Below are 18,437 nucleotides of genomic sequence, written 5' to 3' on the forward strand. Positions count from 1 at the left end.
ATAACATCGCGCGGAATCCCCATGTTGTGCGGGGCGATCTTCGCCGTCGCGCGCGATGCCGGCACTGCATCGCGCGGCCCCGCGCAACGTTACGGCAGCAGCTTCAGCGCCGACGACGCGACCGACGGCACCGAAATGCCCTGGCTCGTCGCGAACTGCACGGCCTGGCTGAGCGTCGCCGCGAGCGACTGCAGCTGGCCCGGCGCACTTTGCGCGATATATGACGCAGCCTGCATGTTCTGCGGGTTCAGGCCCGACTGCAACAGCGACGCCGCGCTCGTCGAGCCGAGATTGCCGAGCCCCGACTGCAGCTGCGAATACTGCGTGAGCCCCTGCCCGAGCGACGCGAGGCCGTTGCTGAACGCCTGCTTGTCGATCGGCCCGTGCGTCGCGCCGCCGCTCGCGAACGCCTGGCCGAGCGCCTGCGACACCGATTGCTGCGCGCCGCCCATCTGCGACAGCGCGGCCGGCGTCAGCGCGTCGCCGCCGGCCAGCTGGCTCGCGGCCTGCTGCGCCTGCCCGGCCGCGCCGGTCAGGCCCATCGCCGACGCGAGCGAAGACTGGCCGGTCAGCACCTGCTGGTTCGCGCCGACGTAAGCCTGCAGCAATTGGGAAACGCCGCCCTGCGCGGGCGCCGCCTGCTGCTGCCCGCCGCCGAGCAGCGACGCGCCGAGCGACTGCAGGTCGAGCTGCGCGTGCGCGGCGCCGCTTGCCAGGATGCCGAACGCGATGCCTGCCGAGGCCAGGTACCGGCCCGTCGCGCGAATGTGTTTCATGTGTGTTCCTCGTGCCGGAATGATCGAGGCCAATATTGTCGAAGCGCGCCGCGCGCCGCCGCAACGACTGAAACACATCGAAACGAAATCACGAGGCACGAAGGCTTGCAATTCCGCGGCCGGCGTACGCGCTCGAGCGGATTTGTCCGGGTTTGCCGCGCGATATCGGCCGTGTGCCGACATTCGTTCTCGAGGCGCATCAATGGCGGCGAATGTCGGCGTCTGCACGGTGACACGGCCGGTGGCCTGCCAGCCGTCGCACGTCTTGAACCGCGCGTCGGATTCAACATCGACCGGCGGCATGTGACGCGGAACGTGCCGGGCCGCATTAATCACATGACGCCACGCCGTCGCGCACATGCGCCCGTGCCGGGATCAGTGTGATGCGTGCCGACGAACAGCACGGCGCGGCGTGACGCGGAACGTGCCGTGCCGCATCAATCACATGACGCCACGCCGTCGCGCACATGCGCCCGTGCCGGGATCAGCGTGATGCGCGCCGACGAACAGCACGGCGCGGCGTGACGCGGAATGTGCCGGGCCGCGTCAATCACATGACGCCACACCGTCGCGCGCATGCGCCCGTGCCGGGATCAGTGTGATGTGCGCCGGCGAACAGCACGGCGCGGCGTGACGCGGAACATGCCGGGCCGCGTCATTGACATGACGCCACGCCGTCGCGCAACGCGCCCGCGCCACGGGCTCGGCGTGACATGCCCCGGCAACACGTTCGGAAACAAAAGCGAAACGAGCGGCTTGCCGCCGCCCGCTTGGTCATCCGCCATCCGCAACCGGCTATCGCCCGGCCTCCGTATCACCCCGCCATCCACGCCGGCAGCCGCCCGTCCACCCATCCGGCCGCCTGCTCGTAACCGCGCGCGAGCTGCAACACGGCGAGATCGGCACGCGGACGCCCGATCAGTTGCATCCCCATCGGCAGCCCCGCGTCGTTGAAGCCGACCGGCACGCTGATCACCGGGCAGCCGGCCAGCGTCCACGGCACGACCGTTTCCATCCAGCGGTGGTAGGTATCCATCGCGCGGCCCGCGATCTCCGTCGGCCAGCGCTGGTCGACGTCGAACGGGAACACCTGCGCGGTCGGCGCCGCGATGAAGTCGTAGCGGTCGAAGAAGCTCAGCACGGCCTGATGCCACGCGGTGCGCTCGACGCTCGCCTCGAACACGGCCGCGCCCTGCATCGCGAGCAGCCCTTCGACCTCGTAGATCGCCTCGGGCTTCAGCAACGCGCGCCGCGCCGGGTCGCGATAGTGCGCCAGCAGCCCGCCGCCGGACAACAAGTGCCGGTGCGCGAGCCACAGGCGCCAGATCCGGTCGGGCGCGAACGCCGGAAGTGCGGCATCGACGTCGCAGCCGATCTCGCGCAGCGTCGCCAGCCCCTGTTCACACAGCGCGAGCACACCGGCCTCGGTCGCGAGATAGCCGTTCCAGTCGCCGACCCACGCGATGCGCTTGCCGCGCAGATCGGTGTCGAGCGGCTGCGCGAACACGGCCGGATCCTCCGCGAGCGACAGCGGATCGTTGCAGTCGTAGCCGGCCTGGATCGCGAGCAGCTGCGCGACGTCGCCGACCGTGCGGCCCATCGGCCCTTCAATGCCGAGCTGCTGCACGAACACGTCGACACCCGGCCAGCGCGGCACGCGGCCCTGCGACGGGCGGAAGCCGTAGATGTTGCAGAACGCGGCCGGATTGCGCAGCGAACCGCCGAAATCGCTGCCGTCCGCGACCGGCAGCATCCGCGACGCGAGCGCCGCCGCCGTGCCGCCGCTGCTGCCGCCCGCGCTTTTCGTCAGGTCGTACGGGTTGCGCGTCGCGCCGTAGACTTCGTTGAACGTGTGCGAGCCGAGCCCGAATTCGGGCGTGTTGGTCTTGCCGATGAAGATCGCGCCGGCCGCGCGCATCCGCGCGACGCACACGGAATCGGCCTGCGGCACGTTTTCGCGGAAGATCGGCGAGCCGTAGGTCGTCCGCAGCCCCTTTGTCATCGCCAGATCCTTCGGCGCCTGCGGCATCCCGTGCATCCAGCCGTGGTACTCGCCACGCGCCAGTGCCGCATCCTTTTCCGCGGCTTCGGCGAGCAGCGCGTCGCGATCGCGCAGCGCGACGATCGCGTTGACCGCGCCGTTCACGCGCTCGACGTGATCGAGATACGCGCGCATCGTCTCGACGCACGACACGGCCTTGCCGCGGATCGCCGACGCGAGTTCGCCGGCCGACAGGCGCACGATCGGGTCGACGGGGATGGAAGCGGGAGCGAGAAGCTGCGGGGCGCCGTGCGGCATGCGGGGTCTCCTGGAATCGGAATGGGATGGCGGGCCGCATGGCGGCGGACGCCCCCCAAAACGGCCGGGCGGGGCCGCGCCGCGGCCGATGCACTACTCTACGCGACGCCGGATCGGCAACCTCCGATATTTTCCGCCGCGATTCATTGCGGTTCCGACTGAATCGGGGCCACAGGCCGCGCTTCGCACGCGCCGCCCGCGCGGATGAAATCGTTTATGCGCATAAACTTAAATTTCTTATATTTCTATCAGGCGCGGGACGAGACGGCGCGCGTTAACAACATTTTTACGCGGCCGCCCGTTCTCTTTAGATCGTTCGTCCCGGCCGCACGCTACGCTGGAATCATCTCGTTTCCTGGACAACGTTCATGCTCAAGCTGCTGGTACCGGTCGGCCACTCGCCCCGCTCGCTTCAGGCGGTTCGCCACGCGACATTCCTGTATCGCGAACGGTGCGCGTCGGAAATCGTACTGATCAACGTTCAGGCGCCGCTCGAATCGACGCGGCTCGAGGCCTACCATCCGCTGTCGCGGCTGCGTTCGATCGAGGAGAAGTTCGCGTCCGCCGACCTGGCCATGGCAGAGCGAATCCTGCAGGAAGCCGGCGTCAAGTACAGCGTCGTGATGAAAGTCGGCCCGGTGGCCGATACGATCGCCGCCGTGGCGGCCGAGACGGGGTGCGACGAGATCGTGGTCGCCGCGCCGCGGCACGATCCGTTACATGCGTTGATGTCGGTGTTCCGCCGCAGCGTGATGAGCCGGCTGGTGCGGATTACGAACGTGCCGGTCACGGCCGTGCAATGACGGCGATGACGCGCGGCAACGCGACGGCGGCCGTTCGCTGACGGACCACGGGTTTGCAGCGAGCCGTGCGACACCGGTGCGCGTTACCGCGTTCCGCATTACCGCCCACGCACGCACCGGCGTTCCCGCCGCGCTTACTTGATGACCTTGCGCCAGAACACGAAATAGGCGGCTGCCGAAGACGCAACGAGCAGGATGGCCCACATCGGAGCGAGGCTGATCAGGACGGAAGAGACGTTAAGCATTTGGATTCCTCACTATTTCGACAGCGATGTTCAATTCGCACCTGCTTGCCGGAACCGATGCATTCCTCCGCGATCGCGTTCCGTCAAACCATGCGTTCATGCTATCGCTGTGAACGGCCGTCCGGCCGCCCCCTCCCGCCCGTCTCCTGACATTCGTCAAACTCGCGCGAATCGCGGGCCTGTCGCGCTGAAAACCGTCGCGCGAATGTCTCGCCGCCCGTCCGGTTTCGCCCGCCGGCCGCATGGAAACCTTGCCTTCGCTCCGCCCGCAACACGCGAAAAACGGGACACGATCACCCCGCCCGCCCCCGATTCAGCAGACGTTTACCGGGGGAACCCCCAAGTGCTTCGTCGAACGTGTCCGCGTTACGCTTGTGCGACGAGGAGACGAACCATGAGACGAGCCGTACATATCGCTGTTTTCGCGCTGCTGGCGTACCTCATCGGCGATCGCGCGATCCTGCATGCGCAGGGCCGCGACACCAGCCCGCTCGCATGCGAACAGGGCGCCGCGCAAGTGAAGGTCGACGCGCTCGGCCGCGGCTTCGGCGAAGCAGCGGCCAGCAGCCAGGGCGAGGCATTCATGTCGGGCTGCCTGGTGACGGGGCGCGGCAACCAGGACGTCGCACTGGCGAATCGCTGACGTGCATTCGCCGACGCTCCGGCCGGGCTCGGGTCGCGACGGCTGAACCGGAGAAGCCGCGCACGCCCTCATCCCTTCCCGCTTGTTTCGATCGATATCGCGACATGCCGCGACGCAGGTCACGTTCAGGACGGCAGTCATGCCGAACGCGGCACGTGACCTGCATCGTCGCGTGGAAGACACGTCGACATCCGCTCGATCGGGGCATTCCTGCCGTATGGCATGCCCCCGTCGATCAACCGGTCGAATGTCCGGCCGCCGCGTCGAGACTCCGTTTCATCTGCAACGACACCCCACCCAACGATGAGCCATCCGCACACCGAGTTGATCCAGCGCTTCTACACGGCGTTCCAGCAGCGCGACATCGACGCGATGCTCGCCTGCTATGCCGATGACGTCGTCTTCAGCGATCCCGCGTTCGGCGAGCTGCGCGGCGACCTCGCACGCGACATGTGGCGCATGCTGGTCGCGCGTGCGCAGGACTTTTCCCTGACGTTCAGCGACGTCGCCGCGGATCAGCAGGCCGGGCGCGCCGAATGGATCGCCCATTACCGGTTCACCACGACCGGCCGGATGGTGGTCAACCGGATCGACGCGCGGTTCCGGTTTCGCGACGGGCGCATCGTCGAGCATCGCGACAGTTTCGACCTGTGGCGCTGGGCGCGTCAGGCGCTTGGACTGAAAGGCGCGCTGCTCGGCTGGACACCTTTCGTGCAACGCGCGATCCGCGCACAGGCGCGGAAGAACCTCGACGCGTATCGCGCACGGCGGAATTAGCTCGCGCACCATCATGGCTTCATCGTCGCGTTGATCAGGTCGTACGCCATGTCCGGCAGAACGCCGTCCGGATTCCGGAGGCCGTACTCGCGATACCAGCTTTCGTCGGCTTCGGGATGCGGGCCGACGAGCCCGACACGCCCTTTGCCGTAGCGATAGGTCGCGGCTGCGATATCGCGGTTCGGATAGATCGCCAGCACGGCCGCGCCGGGGGCGGCCGGGAGCATCGCGCCGTCCTGGAAGTAGATCCAGCGTTTTTTCCCGCGCCATACCACCGGCGTCACCGTGTCCGCGATACCGTGAAGCGTCGAGCGCGGCCGGTCGACCTCCGAGTCGATCTGGCCCGCGACCAGCCCGAAACCCGGGTCGCCCGCCAGGTAGGCGCCCATGCAGATGCCCAAATAGCGCCCGCCGTTCGACACGTATTGGCGCACGGCCTCGATCGCGTCTTTCCCGATGCTGGCCGCCGCGCCCGGGATGTCCTGCCCGCCGCCGGGCTGGACATACAGCGCGGCGCCGGACAGGACGGGAGGCGTGATCCGACGTTTTTCCGCCGGCCCGACGTAAAGCACCCGGAACTTGTGCTCCGATTCCCGCAGGCGCCTCGCAATCGTCTCGGGGCAACCGTCGCATGCGGCCGGGCCGCGGTAGACCAATGCGACGGGGCGGCTGTCGAAGCCGCGCGTTTCGTCGTCGGCCGCCGCCGCATGAACGAGCGACGACGCGACGAGCGACAGGACAACGAAAATCGATTCTCTGGATCGCATGTTCCCGACTGACGGGACTCGAGGGTTCGCGGTCGGCCGTTCACGACGAAGCAGCCGGCACGCGCCAATGCCGCCGTGTTTTGAAATCTCGCTGAAAGGCACGTGAAATACAGCGTAGGCGCCCGAAAGCGGTATGTGTGTACCGTTTCCTGCGTGCTTGTACAGAAATGTGCGCAGCCGGCTTCCGTGCTTCCGTGCTTCCGTGCTTCCGTGCTTCCGTGCTTCCGTGCTTCCGGGCTTCCGGGCTTCCGGGCTTCCGGGCTTCCGGGCTTCCGGGCTTCCGGGCTTCCGGGCTTTGTAACCGGTAGCGCCCCCGCGCGGGTCGCAGCCTCGGGCGCCCCTTGCCTGTTCACACGACAGCGGCCGGCGCCGCAACGCGGGCGACCCGGCGCAGACGGACGCCCCCGGATCCCGCTCACGCACACCGCCGCCCCCGCTTCTCCCATCAACAGTCGGGACACCCGAGACACCTCGCCCGCAGGCATGCCCCGGCGCGCCGCCGAAGCACATCCGCAATCACCGGCTCCCCCGCGCCCCCCACACTTTCCCGCACCCCAACTCTCAACTCTTATATAAGACATAAGACATTTGACGTTACAGATCATTGAGATTAGAATCCCGCTCAAAGCAGTGCCTGGAACAGCCCCGGAGTGCCGGCAAGGCCTTCCCCTCAAACGCAATATCAGCAGGTCTCCCCATGCTTGAAAACTTTCGTGCTCACGTGGCCGCCCGCGCCGCGCTCGGTATTCCTCCCCTGCCGCTGACGGCTCAGCAGACCGCCGAACTGGTGGAACTGCTGACCAACCCGCCCGCCGGCGAAGAGCAGACGCTCGTCGACCTGATCACCCATCGCGTGCCGGCCGGCGTCGACGAAGCCGCCCGCGTGAAGGCCGGCTTCCTGGCCGCCGTGGCCAAGGGCGAGACCGCCTGCCCGCTGATCTCGCGCGAACGCGCGACCGAACTGCTCGGCACGATGCTGGGCGGCTACAACATCCAGCCGCTGATCGAACTGCTGTCCGACGAGGCCGTCGCTGCCGTCGCCGCTGACGCACTGAAGAAAACCCTGCTGATGTTCGACCAGTTCCATGACGTGAAGGAACTCGCCGACAAGGGCAACGCGCACGCGAAGGCCGTGCTGCAGAGCTGGGCCGACGCCGAATGGTTCACGAGCCGTCCGGAAGTACCGGAAAGCCTGACCATCACCGTGTTCAAGGTCACGGGCGAAACGAACACCGACGACCTGTCGCCGGCGCCGGACGCCACCACCCGCCCGGACATCCCGATGCACGCGCTGGCGATGCTGAAGAACGCACGCCCGGGCATCACGCCGGAAGAAGACGGCAAGCGCGGCCCGGTCAAGTTCATCGAATCGCTGAAGGAAAAGGGTCACCTGGTCGCCTACGTGGGCGACGTGGTCGGCACCGGCTCCTCGCGCAAGTCGGCCACCAACTCGGTGCTGTGGTTCACCGGCGAAGACATCCCGTTCGTCCCGAACAAGCGCTTCGGCGGCGTGTGCCTCGGCGGCAAGATCGCCCCGATCTTCTACAACACGATGGAAGACGCCGGCGCGCTGCCGATCGAGCTCGACGTGTCGCAGATGGAAATGGGCGACGTGGTCGAACTGCGCCCGTACGAAGGCAAGGCGCTGAAGGACGGCAAGGTCATCGCCGAATTCCAGGTGAAGTCGGACGTGCTGTTCGACGAAGTGCGCGCCGGCGGCCGCATTCCGCTGATCATCGGCCGCGGCCTGACCGCGAAGGCGCGTGAAGCGCTGGGCCTCGCGCCGTCGACGCTGTTCCGCCTGCCGCACCAGCCGGCCGACAGCGGCAAGGGCTTCTCGCTCGCGCAGAAGATGGTCGGCCGCGCATGCGGTCTGCCGGAAGGCCAGGGCGTGCGCCCGGGCACGTACTGCGAACCGAAGATGACCTCGGTCGGCTCGCAGGACACCACGGGCCCGATGACCCGCGACGAACTGAAGGATCTGGCCTGCCTCGGCTTCTCGGCCGACCTCGTGATGCAGTCGTTCTGCCACACCGCCGCATATCCGAAGCCGGTCGACGTGAAGACGCACCAGACGCTGCCGAACTTCATCAGCACGCGTGGCGGCATCGCGCTGCGCCCGGGCGACGGCGTGATCCACTCGTGGCTGAACCGCATGCTGCTGCCCGACACCGTCGGCACCGGCGGCGATTCGCACACGCGTTTCCCGATCGGCATCAGCTTCCCGGCAGGCTCGGGCCTGGTCGCATTCGCGGCCGCCACCGGCACGATGCCGCTGGACATGCCGGAATCGGTGCTGGTCCGCTTCAAGGGCAAGATGCAGCCGGGCGTCACGCTGCGTGACCTCGTCAACGCGATCCCGCTGTACGCGATCAAGCAAGGCATGCTGACGGTCGCCAAGCAAGGCAAGAAGAACATCTTCTCGGGCCGCATCCTCGAAATCGAAGGCCTGCCCGACCTGAAGGTCGAGCAAGCGTTCGAGCTGTCGGATGCGTCCGCCGAGCGTTCGGCCGCCGGTTGCTCGGTGCGCCTGAACAAGGAACCGATCATCGAATACCTGAACAGCAACATCACGCTGCTGAAGTGGATGATCGCGCAGGGCTACCAGGATCCGCGCAGCCTGCAGCGCCGTATCGCGGCGATGGAGCAGTGGCTGGCCGACCCGCAACTGCTGTCGCCGGATGCCGACGCCGAATACGCGGCCGTCATCGAGATCGACCTCGCCGACATCCACGAGCCGATCGTCGCCTGCCCGAACGACCCGGACGACGTGAAGACGCTGTCGGACGTCGCCGGCGCCAAGATCGACGAAGTGTTCATCGGTTCGTGCATGACCAACATCGGTCACTTCCGCGCCGCGTCGAAGCTGCTCGAAGGCAAGCGCGACATCCCGGTCAAGCTGTGGGTCGCGCCGCCGACCAAGATGGACCAGAAGCAGCTGACGGAAGAAGGCCACTACGGCGTGTTCGGCACGGCCGGTGCGCGTACCGAAATGCCGGGCTGCTCGCTGTGCATGGGTAACCAGGCTCAGGTGCGCGAAGGCGCGACGGTCATGTCGACGTCGACCCGCAACTTCCCGAACCGTCTCGGCAAGAACACGAACGTGTATCTCGGCTCGGCGGAACTGGCGGCCATCTGCTCGCGTCTGGGCAAGATCCCGACCAAGGAAGAGTACATGGCCGACATGGGCGTGCTCACCGCCAATGGCGACAAGATCTACCAGTACATGAACTTCGACCAGATCGAGGACTTCAAGGAAGTGGCCGACACCGTGCAGGTGTAAGCACGCAGTCGGGCTGCGGCGGGTGGTCGACGTCGCAGCGCACTGGAAGGCGCCGCGTGCCGAAAGGCCGCGGCGCTTTTTTTATGCGGCGAGAAAAGGACGCAGCGATCGATGCATAGTCGCATTCATAGGGTGTCGCCGCCCGGCTCGCAACGGATCACCAGTTCGTTGAAGCCGGTGCCCGCGTCGGGCTCGCGCGAGAAGCGATGCGCGGGCATCAGCGCGAGCAGGATCTCGGCCGTCGTGCGCACCACACAGCCGCTCGCAACATGGCCGCCCGTCACGCGGCCGGCCGCATCGGAAATCGACATATGCAGATGCGCGCCGTCCGGCGACACCGAGCCGGCCAGCGTCAGGATTTCGAGGTCGCCGCGCAGCTCGGTCGGCTGATCGACGCCGGCGAAGCGCAACTGCGCGACGCTCAGGCTGCCGATGCCCTGGATCACGAAGGCCGCATGCGCTTCATGCCGGTGTAGCGCTGCCTCGATGGCGCCGCGCAGATCGTCGCCGGGGGAAAGACGCAAAGGATGGGCTTGCATGGTCGAGAACCTGTGGGTCGATCGCGGTATCGACCCAGCGTACGTTCGTCCCGTGAATCCGGCAAGTCATCCGCGCTCGATAATCCCGCGCGTCGGTGTCTTCCCGGCGTCGTTTCATCCGATGTCGTTCGACCCCGGGCCACCCGCGCATACGGGCCCCTGCCGCATGGTTTCGCACCGGCCGCAGCGCATCGGTCTTGTTTTCCGTATGAAACACACACGCGTCCGTCTGAGAACCGCCCCTAACGTATGCAAGAATCAGTTCCTCGAGGAAATCCCTGCTTTATCGCCCCCTTCACCGAACGCCCCGTCGAATGCCCGAATGCCCGAATACGTATGAGCGGTTCCACACCCCGAGCGACGACATTGCCGCGCGGGAAGTCGCGGCGATGAGCGACGAGGAGCGTGCGCGCGCCAGGTCGGCGGGGACCGTGCATGTCCGAAGCTGGCTCGCCATTCTGATGCTGCCGGTCGTAGTCGGGCCTGTGATCCCGGTGCTCGCGTATTTGCTGGGTATGCTGGCTTACCACGGAACGGTCGATCCGACCTTCGACATGGATCGTGCGGTGGACGGAACAGCCGTCACCATCATATGGGCCACGGCGCTCTTCATCGCAGCGTGGATCGGCCTGAACTGGTGCGTCGCGACGTACGGCACCCGACAGCGGTACTGGCGCGAAATGCCGTCCAACGGACATGTCGAATTGGAGCGCCATACGCTATGTTCGGCAATCGTCGTGTGGTCGGACGACTACGATCCGGAACCCCTCTACGTCGACGAATGGATCGACGGCAAGCTCAAATCCAGCAGGACCCGACTCAGGCAGTGGATCCTGGCCCGAACGTCCGTCGGTCATTGGCTGGTGCTGGATCATCGAATTGCGGCAGACAATTGGTACGCGCCGCCAACGTTCCCGTCGGAGACGAAACGATTGATCCCGCGGCGAGAATTGGCAATCGCATTTGCGCCGCGCACCCATATCCGCATCGGATTGAGATGGAGTGGACCGGCGGCGCCATTGGCCGTGACATCCTATCTGCTGGCTCGCGCCGAATGTGAGCGTCTGTCTGCGGCGGCTCACCACCATGCTTTTTTTCCGCCGGACCAATATGGCGTTGTCGACCCCGCCGATGCAGACTGGGTCGGGGAACTCGCCGCCAAGGCACTGGAGCGCGAAGTGCCTGTCGACGTGCCGGCCGGGCGAGCGTTGACGTAATCGTCGCGGGTCGTTTCAACGACGACTGCGGCCGCCACCGCGCGAAGGCGCACGGCGAACAGTCTGAAAAGGACGTCAATTGGCGGCGACGGCATAATGACGGGGTTCGACTCAAGGTCTTGCGCATGGCCTTCCGCGACGCAAGCCGCCCCAACCCGAATTCCTTTCGATGACACCGATTCCGAACCGACGATCCCGCCTGCGCGGCGGCCTGCTTGGCCTGCTGATCGGCGACGCGCTCGGCGTGCCGTACGAATTCCACGACGCCGCTTCGATTCCGCCCCCTGCCGCGATCGACATGACCCCGCCGCCGGGCTTCGCTCGCGCGCACGACGGCGTACCGCCCGGCACCTGGAGCGACGACGGTGCGCAGGCGCTCGCGCTGCTCGACGCACTGCTGCGCGAGCGCGACCTGAATCTCGATACGTTCGCCGACAACCTGCTGGACTGGTTTCATCGCGGCGCATTCACGCCGGACGGCCGCGTATTCGACGTCGGCCTGCAGACGCAACGCGCATTCCATGCGCTGGCGGCCGGCGCCGCGCCCGCAGCGGCCGGGCCCCGCGACGAGCGCGACAACGGCAACGGTTCGCTGATGCGCTGCTTCCCCGTCGTGATGGTCGCCGCGTCCTATGACGACGCGATCCGGCTCGCGCACAAGCAGAGCGTCGTCACGCATGGGCACGTGCGTTCGCAGCTTTGCTGCGCGCTCTATTGCCTGACGGCGCTGGGGATCGTCGATGGCCAGCCCGCGCCCGATGCGGTGCGCGCAGCCGAGGACGAACTGCTCGCGCGCTACGAAGGCACGGCCGACGAAATCGAACTGAAGATCGTGCTCGACGGCCGCTTCGACGCGCCGCAAGGATCGGGTTACGTGGTCGACAGTTTCTGGTCGGCGATCCATTGCCTGCTGTCGACGGGCAGCTACGAGGACTGCGTGAAGCGCGCGATCGCGCTCGGCAACGACACGGATACGACGGCAGCCATCGCCGGCAGCCTCGCCGGCGTGCTGTACGGCGAACGGGCGTTGCCCGACCGATGGGTCGCGACGCTGCGCGGGATAGACAAGGTCGAGGGCTGGCTCGCACAGTTGTGAATACAACCTCATCGGCCGGCCGTCGAATCGAACCTGGCGGGCCGAGCCCGATTGCGCCATGCAATTGCATCAACGCATGCGCGATCGTCTCCGCCGGGAAATAGACCGCCGCCGCGGCATCAGCCGCGATCGCTCGCCAGCAACCCGTACAGCGCGCTGTCCGACACTTCGTCACCGACGATCCAGCGTTCGCGCAGCAACCCTTCCCGCGCGAAGCCGAGCCGTTCGAGCAGCCGCGCCGACGCGACGTTGCGCGGATCGATATCGGCTTCGATCCGGTTCAGCCGCAGCGTGCCGAACGCGTGATCGATCACGGCCGACGCCGCCTCGCGCATGTAGCCGCCGCGCCAGTACCGGCGCCGCAGGCTGAAGCCGATCTCCGCACGCCGGCATTGCTCGTTCGCATGGAACAGCACGCATTCGCCGAGTGCTTCGCCGGTTTCACGCAGTTCGAGCACGCAGATCAGGTCCTGCCCGCTCGCGGACGTGTTCAGGTTGCGCGTGACGCGCTCGACGGCCTGTTCGATGTGCGTCATCGGCGAGAACGAGAAATAGCGCATCGCTTCCGCATCCGACCAGATCTCGAAGAAGGCGTGCGCGTCGGCTTCGCGCAGCGGCCGCAGGACGAGGCGGGATGTTTCCAGCGTGACGGGTTCGAACAGGGGCATGACGACACTCGATCGAAAAACGGGAGCGTGAATTAGAACACGCAAGCCTCGAGTCGGCCATGCCAATACCGCCGCGAAAAACAAAAAGCCCGGGCATCGCCCGGGCCTCGCCACGTCATCCGCTACCGCCGGCCGCGCTTACGCTTCGAGCGCTTCGAGCACCTTCCCCTTCGTCTCGATCCCGACGAAGTGCACGGTCACCGCCGCGATCAGCGGCACGATGCCGATCAGGTAGAACGCGGGCGCGAGATTCCCGCCGATGATCGCGTGCGGCACCACCATCGGCGCGACGAACGACGCGATCTTCAGCCACGCGCTGCCGAGCCCGCAGCCCGACGCGCGGATGCTCGTCGGATACTGCTCCGGCGTATAGACGTACGCGGTGATGAACCCCGACGCCATCAACCCGAGCGACAGCGAGCAGAAGATCGAGACGACATACACCGACGACGCGTGATAGACACCCGCGAACGCCAGCGACAGCGCGCACAGCACGAACGACCACACGATCACCGGCTTGCGGCCGAGCTTGTCGACGAGCAGCGCCGACGCCAGCGACCCGAGCACACCCATCACCGAGCCGATCACCGCGAGGTTCAGCGCGAGCTGCAGCGGCGCGTGATAGAAGTTCTTGTAGATCGTCGGCAGCCACGTCGACAGCCCGTACTGGATGAACCCGCAGGTCGCCCACAACGTCGCCACCGCGAGCGTGCGCTTGCGATACGCGGCGCTGAACAGGTCGCTCATCCGGCGCTTCGGGTGCTGGCGCACCATCTCGTCGAACGCGGCCACCTGCGTGACGGGCGGCAGTTCGCCGCGCACCGACGCTTCGAACGCGCTCGTCGCCCGCCCGGCTTCCGCGAGCCGCCCGCGCGACGCGAGCCAGCGCGGCGATTCCGGCACGAGGCGCGTCAGCACGAGCGACAGGATCAGCGGCAGCCCGCCGACGAAGTACATGATCTCCCAGCCGAAGCGCGGCACGAGCCACGCGCCGAGTGCCATCGACACGAGCAGGCCGATCGGGAACACGATCTCGTACAGCAGCACGAAGCGGCCGCGGCCATGTGCGCGCGTGATCTCGTTGATGTACGTCGCGGCGACCGGCAGCTCGCCGCCCAGCCCCAGGCCCTGCAGGATCCGCAGCAGCACGAAGATCTCGAACGTCGGCGCGAAGCCGCACGCGATGCTCGTGATGCCGATCACGGCCGAGCTCCACGCGATCGCCTTCACGCGGCCGTGCTTCTCCGCCAGCGCGGGAAACAGGAACGCGCCGATCAGCTGGCCGATCGCGCCGGACGCGATCAGCAGGCCGATCTGGGTCGGCGACAGCCCCCATTTGTGGATCAGCAGCGGCAGCGTGGCCGCGATCGTGATCACGTCGAAGCCGTCGAAGAACGTCGCGGTGCCGATCAGCACGCGGGCGCGGATCTGCATTGCGTTGGCCGGAAGCCGCTCGAGCCGCGCGATGATCGCGCCGGGCGTGGAGGCGGCAGCTTCCATCGTGGCGCGACCGGCCACGACATTGTCGAAAGTGCTCATGCGGGGGATCTCCTGGGTTTCGTCGCCCGGTCAGGCCAGTGTCTTGCTCGTGTCTGCCAGCGCTTCCGTATCCACTGCCCGGCCCTGGTTCATCCACTTGCGCGCGAGCTTCAGCTCACGCGCGTTGTTCACGGCGATGACACCTCTCACATGCCCTTCGCCCACGAAAAACAGCGTCGCGCGGCGCGCGGCAAGCTCGCCGCGCACGACGAGCTGCGCATCGGCCGGCAGATCGCCGAGGATCTGCAGGTTCACGTCGTACTGATCCGACCAGAACCACGGAATCTCCGCGTACGGTGCGCGCACGCCCAGCACGGCCTTCGCGGCCGCGATCGCCTGGTTCTGCGCATTGGCCCACGATTCGAGCCGCACGCGCCGTTTCAGCCAGCCGTTGTGATGGTTCGCGACGTCGCCGCACGCGAAGATCGCCGGGTCGCTCGTCGCGCCGAATTCGTCGACGACGATGCCGTCGTCGATCGCCAGCCCCGCGTCGCTCGCGAGCGACGCGTTCAGCGCGAGGCCGATGCCGGCCACCGCGAAATCGGCGTCGATCGTCGTGCCGTCGGCGAGCGTCGCGCGTACCTTCGACGCGTCGTCCGGCTGTGCGTCGAGCGACGCGAGCGCCGCGCCGAGCCGTACGTCGACGCCGTTCGCGCGATGCAGGTCGAGCAGGAAATCCGACACGATCTGCGGCACCGAGCGGCCGCACAGCCGCGGCGCGCCTTCGACCACGACCGCCTCGACGCCGAGCTTGCGCGCGGTCGCCGCGACTTCGAGGCCGATCCAGCCGCCGCCGATCACGAGCACGCGCCGGCTCGCGCGCAGCTTCTCGCCGAGTGCGGCCGCTTCGTCGAGCGTGCGCAGGTAATGCAGGTTCGGCGTCTTCACGAGCGCGTCCGGCAGGCGGCGCGACGTGCCGCCGGTCGCGATCACGAGGCGGTCGTATTCGATCTCGCGGCCGCTTTCGGTACGCACCACGCGGCGCGCACGGTCGATCGACGCGGCGCGTTCCGGCTGCCACGCCTCGACGTTCAGCGCATCGAACTCGTCGGGACGCACGACGCGCACGGTTTCGATGTCGGCGTCGCCGGCCAGCACGGCCTTCGACAGCGGCGGCCGCTCGTACGGCAGATGCGGCTCGTCGGCAATCATCACGAGACGGCCCGCAAAACCTTCCGCGCGCAGCGTCTTCAGCACCCAGCCGGCGGCCTGGCCGCCGCCGATCACGACGACCGTGCCCGGCGCGGCGTTCGCCTGTGCGTTCTCTTCGCTCACGATTTGCGCTCCGTCATGAACTTGCCTTCCGGCGCCTTCGCGTGCTTCTGCCGGCGCGTGTTGCCGTCGAGGCCGCCGTCGACGGCCCATTCGGCGAACACGGTCGGGCCCGGTTCGAATTCGCGCGGCTGCCACTCGGGCGTCAGCATGTCTTCGTCCGCGTAGTACTCGATCAGGCCGCCGGCCGGGTTCTGGAAGTACCAGAAGTACGCGGACGACACCGGATGACGACCCGGGCCGAGTTGCGTTTCCCAGCCGCAGCGGTCGATGTGCAGGCCGCCGCCGAATACTTCGTGGATGTCGCGCACGGTGAACGCGACGTGGTTCAGGCCGCGTTTGCCGTTCGGCAGCGCGAGCAGGAACAGGTCGTGGTGGCCGCCGTGCGGCGCGCAGCGCATGAACGCGCCGCGGCCCGGGTAGCGGTCCGAGGTCTCGAAGCCCAGCAGCTCGTGATAGAACTTTTCCTGCGCGTCGAGGCAGTTCGTGAAGAACACGACATGCCCGACCTCGACCGGCTCCGCACGCGCGTAGATCGGGCTCGGCTGGTCGACGCGCAGCGTCCGGCCCCACACGTTCGACGGCGAGCCCGTGATCTCGAGTGCGCGCTTGCGCGTGACTTCGATGCGGATCGCCATCCCGTTCGGGTCGGTGCAACCGAACGCATCGTTCCGCGCATAAAAGCCGGGCTGGCCTGCAAACTTGCCGCGCAGCGCGTCGAGTTCCTGCTGCGTCGCGACGCCCCACGTGACTTCACGCAGCGTCGGGCCCGCTTCGAACGCGGGCGGCAGCGCCGGGTCGTCGGCCTTGACGACCAGCACGGTGCAGCCGTTCAGCGTCTCGAAGCGCGCCTGCGTGTCGTCGTGCTCGACTTCCTTCAGCCCCCAGTCGGCGAAAAAGCGCCGGCAGGTGGCGAGATCGTCGACCCCGTACGTGATCTGCTCGATTCCCAGAATGCTCATTGCGTTTTTCCCCTTCGCTCAGTTCGCCCACGGCAGCGGCGCGTCGTTCAAGCCCCAGTAGAGGCTCTTCTGCTGCATGTACTCGCGGATGCCGAGACGCCCCTTCTCGCGGCCCATCCCGCTCTCCTTCCAGCCCGAGAACGGCGTGGAGATCGAGAACAGCTTGTACGTATTGATCCAGACGGTGCCCGTCTCCAGCGCGCGCGCGATACGCCACGCGCGCTTGTAGTCGCGCGTCCAGATGCCGGCTGCCAGGCCGAACACGCTGTCGTTCGCCTGCGCGATCAGCGACGCCTCGTCGTCGAACGGCATCGCGACGAGCACGGGGCCGAAGATTTCCTCCTGGCAGATGCGCGCGCTGTTCGGCAGGCCTTCGAGAATCGTCGGCTGATAGAAGAAGCCGTTCTCGCGACCGTCGCCCGACGGCCGCTCGCCGCCGCACAGCAGGCGGCCGCCTTCGTCGAGGCCGAGCGCCACGTAGCGCTCCACCGACTCGCGATGCTTCGCGGTGATCAGCGGCCCCATCTGCGTGTCGGCGCGCGTCGGGTCGCCCACGCGCAGCTTGCGTGCGCCCGCGACCAGGCGCTGCATGAATTCGTCGTACACCGCGCGCTGCACGAACAGCCGCGAACCCGCGATGCACGCTTCGCCCGACGAGCTGAAGATGCCGTACAGCACGCCGTTCACTGCATGATCGAGATCGGCGTCGTCGCATACGATCGTCGGCGACTTGCCGCCGAGTTCGAGCGACACGGGCATCAGCTTTTCCGCCGCGATGCGCGCAATGCCGCGGCCCACTTCCGTGCCGCCCGTGAACGACACCTTCTTCACGAGCGGATGGCGCACCAGCACGTCGCCGATCACCGAGCCCTTGCCCGGCAGCACGCTCAGCACGCCCTTCGGCACGCCGGCTTCCTCGCAGATGCGGGCCAGCGCGAGCGACACGAGCGGCGTGACCTCGGCCGGCTTGAGCACCACCGCGTTGCCGCCGGCGAGCGCCGGCGCGAGCTTCTGCGCATCGGACGCGATCGGCGAATTCCACGGCGTGATCGCCGCGATCACGCCGATCGGCTCGTGCACGCTCATCGTCAGGTAGTCGCCGCGCGACGGCGTCAGTTCCTCGTCGAGCGTTTCGAGGCACGCCGCGAAATAGCGGAACGTGTTCGCCGCGCTCGCCACCAGCACGCGCGTCTCGCCGATCGGCTTGCCGTTGTCGCGACGCTGCAGGTTCGCAAGCGCCTCGTGGCGCTGCATGATCAGGTCGGCGATGCGGTACAGCACCTGCGCGCGCAGGTGCGGCTTCAGCCCGGCCCAGTCGGCGCGGCGCCAGGCGGCGTCGGCGGCCACGACGGCTTCGGCCGCGTCTTCCGCGTTCGCCGTCGACACCTCCATGTTCAGCGACTGGTCGGCCGGATAGATGCTCGCGTAAGGCGCGCCACGGCCGCGCCGCCACTCGCCGCCGATCAGGATGTTGCCGTCGGGTACGAGGCTCGTATCGAAAGGAGTCATGTCACAAGTCCCACAAATCTGTCTCTGCACGTCCGCCCTCGC

Annotated in this window: 15 protein-coding genes; 6 read left to right on the top strand and 9 right to left on the bottom strand. The window is 67.3% G+C overall.

Translation table 11 applies throughout. The features are described from left to right. Window positions 1–89: 89 nt before the first annotated feature. Together VK92_RS28880 and VK92_RS28885 are read right to left on the bottom strand one after the other, a co-directional pair. Window positions 90–776, bottom strand: a complete 687-nt coding sequence (locus VK92_RS28880) for a hypothetical protein (protein WP_027789362.1) — start codon at window positions 774–776, stop codon at window positions 90–92. 814 nt (window positions 777–1,590) lie between these two features. Then, a complete protein-coding gene (locus VK92_RS28885; RefSeq protein ID WP_048022622.1) occupies window positions 1,591–3,075 on the bottom strand; it encodes an amidase in 1,485 nt (494 codons plus the stop codon). 368 nt (window positions 3,076–3,443) lie between these two features. Here VK92_RS28885 and VK92_RS28890 point away from each other — a divergent pair, with 368 nt between their 5' ends. From VK92_RS28890 to VK92_RS28900, 3 genes are all read left to right on the top strand, one after another. After that, entirely contained in the window at window positions 3,444–3,878 is a 435-nt protein-coding gene (locus VK92_RS28890) for a universal stress protein (RefSeq protein ID WP_021161496.1), read from the top strand. 639 nt (window positions 3,879–4,517) lie between these two features. Continuing rightward, window positions 4,518–4,766: a hypothetical protein gene (locus VK92_RS28895; RefSeq protein WP_021161497.1), complete on the top strand. Its 249-nt coding sequence runs from the start codon at window positions 4,518–4,520 to the stop codon at window positions 4,764–4,766. Between the two features lie 303 nt (window positions 4,767–5,069). Next, window positions 5,070–5,543, top strand: coding sequence for a nuclear transport factor 2 family protein (locus VK92_RS28900; RefSeq protein ID WP_048022623.1), 474 nt, complete (start codon window positions 5,070–5,072; stop codon window positions 5,541–5,543). An 11-nt stretch (window positions 5,544–5,554) separates the two neighbouring features. On the opposite strand, the gene VK92_RS28905 is transcribed toward VK92_RS28900, so the two are convergent. Beyond that, window positions 5,555–6,310: a BPL-N domain-containing protein gene (locus VK92_RS28905; RefSeq protein ID WP_048022624.1), complete on the bottom strand. Its 756-nt coding sequence runs from the start codon at window positions 6,308–6,310 to the stop codon at window positions 5,555–5,557. Window positions 6,311–7,007: 697 nt separating this feature from the next. Between VK92_RS28905 and acnB the strand changes: the two genes are divergently transcribed. Beyond that, window positions 7,008–9,593 (top strand): bifunctional aconitate hydratase 2/2-methylisocitrate dehydratase, encoded by a 2,586-nt coding sequence (gene acnB / locus VK92_RS28910; RefSeq protein ID WP_048022625.1) that lies wholly within the window; start codon window positions 7,008–7,010, stop codon window positions 9,591–9,593. A 125-nt stretch (window positions 9,594–9,718) separates the two neighbouring features. On the opposite strand, the gene VK92_RS28915 is transcribed toward acnB, so the two are convergent. After that, on the bottom strand, window positions 9,719–10,132 hold the full coding sequence (locus VK92_RS28915; RefSeq protein WP_048022626.1) for a PPC domain-containing DNA-binding protein: 414 nt from the start codon (window positions 10,130–10,132) through the stop codon (window positions 9,719–9,721). A gap of 389 nt (window positions 10,133–10,521) precedes the next feature. Between VK92_RS28915 and VK92_RS28920 the strand changes: the two genes are divergently transcribed. Further along, window positions 10,522–11,349: a hypothetical protein gene (locus VK92_RS28920; RefSeq protein ID WP_231600543.1), complete on the top strand. Its 828-nt coding sequence runs from the start codon at window positions 10,522–10,524 to the stop codon at window positions 11,347–11,349. 169 nt (window positions 11,350–11,518) lie between these two features. Next, a complete protein-coding gene (locus VK92_RS28925) occupies window positions 11,519–12,445 on the top strand; it encodes an ADP-ribosylglycohydrolase family protein (protein WP_053076264.1) in 927 nt (308 codons plus the stop codon). Between the two features lie 119 nt (window positions 12,446–12,564). Here VK92_RS28925 and VK92_RS28930 read toward each other — a convergent pair whose 3' ends face one another. The 5 genes from VK92_RS28930 to VK92_RS28950 form a co-directional block, all read right to left on the bottom strand. Further along, window positions 12,565–13,113, bottom strand: coding sequence for a GNAT family N-acetyltransferase (locus tag VK92_RS28930; RefSeq protein ID WP_048022628.1), 549 nt, complete (start codon window positions 13,111–13,113; stop codon window positions 12,565–12,567). A gap of 138 nt (window positions 13,114–13,251) precedes the next feature. Then, entirely contained in the window at window positions 13,252–14,652 is a 1,401-nt protein-coding gene (locus VK92_RS28935) for an MFS transporter (RefSeq protein WP_048022629.1), read from the bottom strand. Between the two features lie 30 nt (window positions 14,653–14,682). After that, window positions 14,683–15,927 (bottom strand): NAD(P)/FAD-dependent oxidoreductase, encoded by a 1,245-nt coding sequence (locus VK92_RS28940; RefSeq protein ID WP_048022630.1) that lies wholly within the window; start codon window positions 15,925–15,927, stop codon window positions 14,683–14,685. Then, entirely contained in the window at window positions 15,924–16,886 is a 963-nt protein-coding gene (locus VK92_RS28945; protein ID WP_048022631.1) for a VOC family protein, read from the bottom strand. Before VK92_RS28945 ends, VK92_RS28940 begins: the two co-directional genes overlap by 4 nt. An 18-nt stretch (window positions 16,887–16,904) precedes the next feature. Beyond that, on the bottom strand, window positions 16,905–18,395 hold the full coding sequence (locus tag VK92_RS28950; protein WP_048022632.1) for an aldehyde dehydrogenase: 1,491 nt from the start codon (window positions 18,393–18,395) through the stop codon (window positions 16,905–16,907). Window positions 18,396–18,437 lie beyond the last annotated feature (42 nt).

Source organism: Burkholderia sp. LK4 (assembly GCF_001043615.1).
Lineage (GTDB): Bacteria > Pseudomonadota > Gammaproteobacteria > Burkholderiales > Burkholderiaceae > Burkholderia > Burkholderia cepacia.

Excerpts from the sequence above, each read along its gene's own strand:
- VK92_RS28915 (WP_048022626.1), bottom strand. The coding sequence starts at position 10,132 with ATGCAAGCCCATCCTTTGCGTCTTTCCCCCGGCGACGATCTGCGCGGC.
- VK92_RS28880 (WP_027789362.1), bottom strand. The coding sequence starts at position 776 with ATGAAACACATTCGCGCGACGGGCCGGTACCTGGCCTCGGCAGGCATC.
- VK92_RS28945 (WP_048022631.1), bottom strand. The coding sequence starts at position 16,886 with ATGAGCATTCTGGGAATCGAGCAGATCACGTACGGGGTCGACGATCTC.
- VK92_RS28935 (WP_048022629.1), bottom strand. The coding sequence starts at position 14,652 with ATGAGCACTTTCGACAATGTCGTGGCCGGTCGCGCCACGATGGAAGCT.
- VK92_RS28920 (WP_231600543.1), top strand. The coding sequence starts at position 10,522 with ATGAGCGACGAGGAGCGTGCGCGCGCCAGGTCGGCGGGGACCGTGCAT.
- VK92_RS28900 (WP_048022623.1), top strand. The coding sequence starts at position 5,070 with ATGAGCCATCCGCACACCGAGTTGATCCAGCGCTTCTACACGGCGTTC.
- acnB (WP_048022625.1), top strand. The coding sequence starts at position 7,008 with ATGCTTGAAAACTTTCGTGCTCACGTGGCCGCCCGCGCCGCGCTCGGT.
- VK92_RS28905 (WP_048022624.1), bottom strand. The coding sequence starts at position 6,310 with ATGCGATCCAGAGAATCGATTTTCGTTGTCCTGTCGCTCGTCGCGTCG.
- VK92_RS28895 (WP_021161497.1), top strand. The coding sequence starts at position 4,518 with ATGAGACGAGCCGTACATATCGCTGTTTTCGCGCTGCTGGCGTACCTC.
- VK92_RS28890 (WP_021161496.1), top strand. The coding sequence starts at position 3,444 with ATGCTCAAGCTGCTGGTACCGGTCGGCCACTCGCCCCGCTCGCTTCAG.
- VK92_RS28925 (WP_053076264.1), top strand. The coding sequence starts at position 11,519 with ATGACACCGATTCCGAACCGACGATCCCGCCTGCGCGGCGGCCTGCTT.
- VK92_RS28930 (WP_048022628.1), bottom strand. The coding sequence starts at position 13,113 with ATGCCCCTGTTCGAACCCGTCACGCTGGAAACATCCCGCCTCGTCCTG.
- VK92_RS28885 (WP_048022622.1), bottom strand. The coding sequence starts at position 3,075 with ATGCCGCACGGCGCCCCGCAGCTTCTCGCTCCCGCTTCCATCCCCGTC.
- VK92_RS28950 (WP_048022632.1), bottom strand. The coding sequence starts at position 18,395 with ATGACTCCTTTCGATACGAGCCTCGTACCCGACGGCAACATCCTGATC.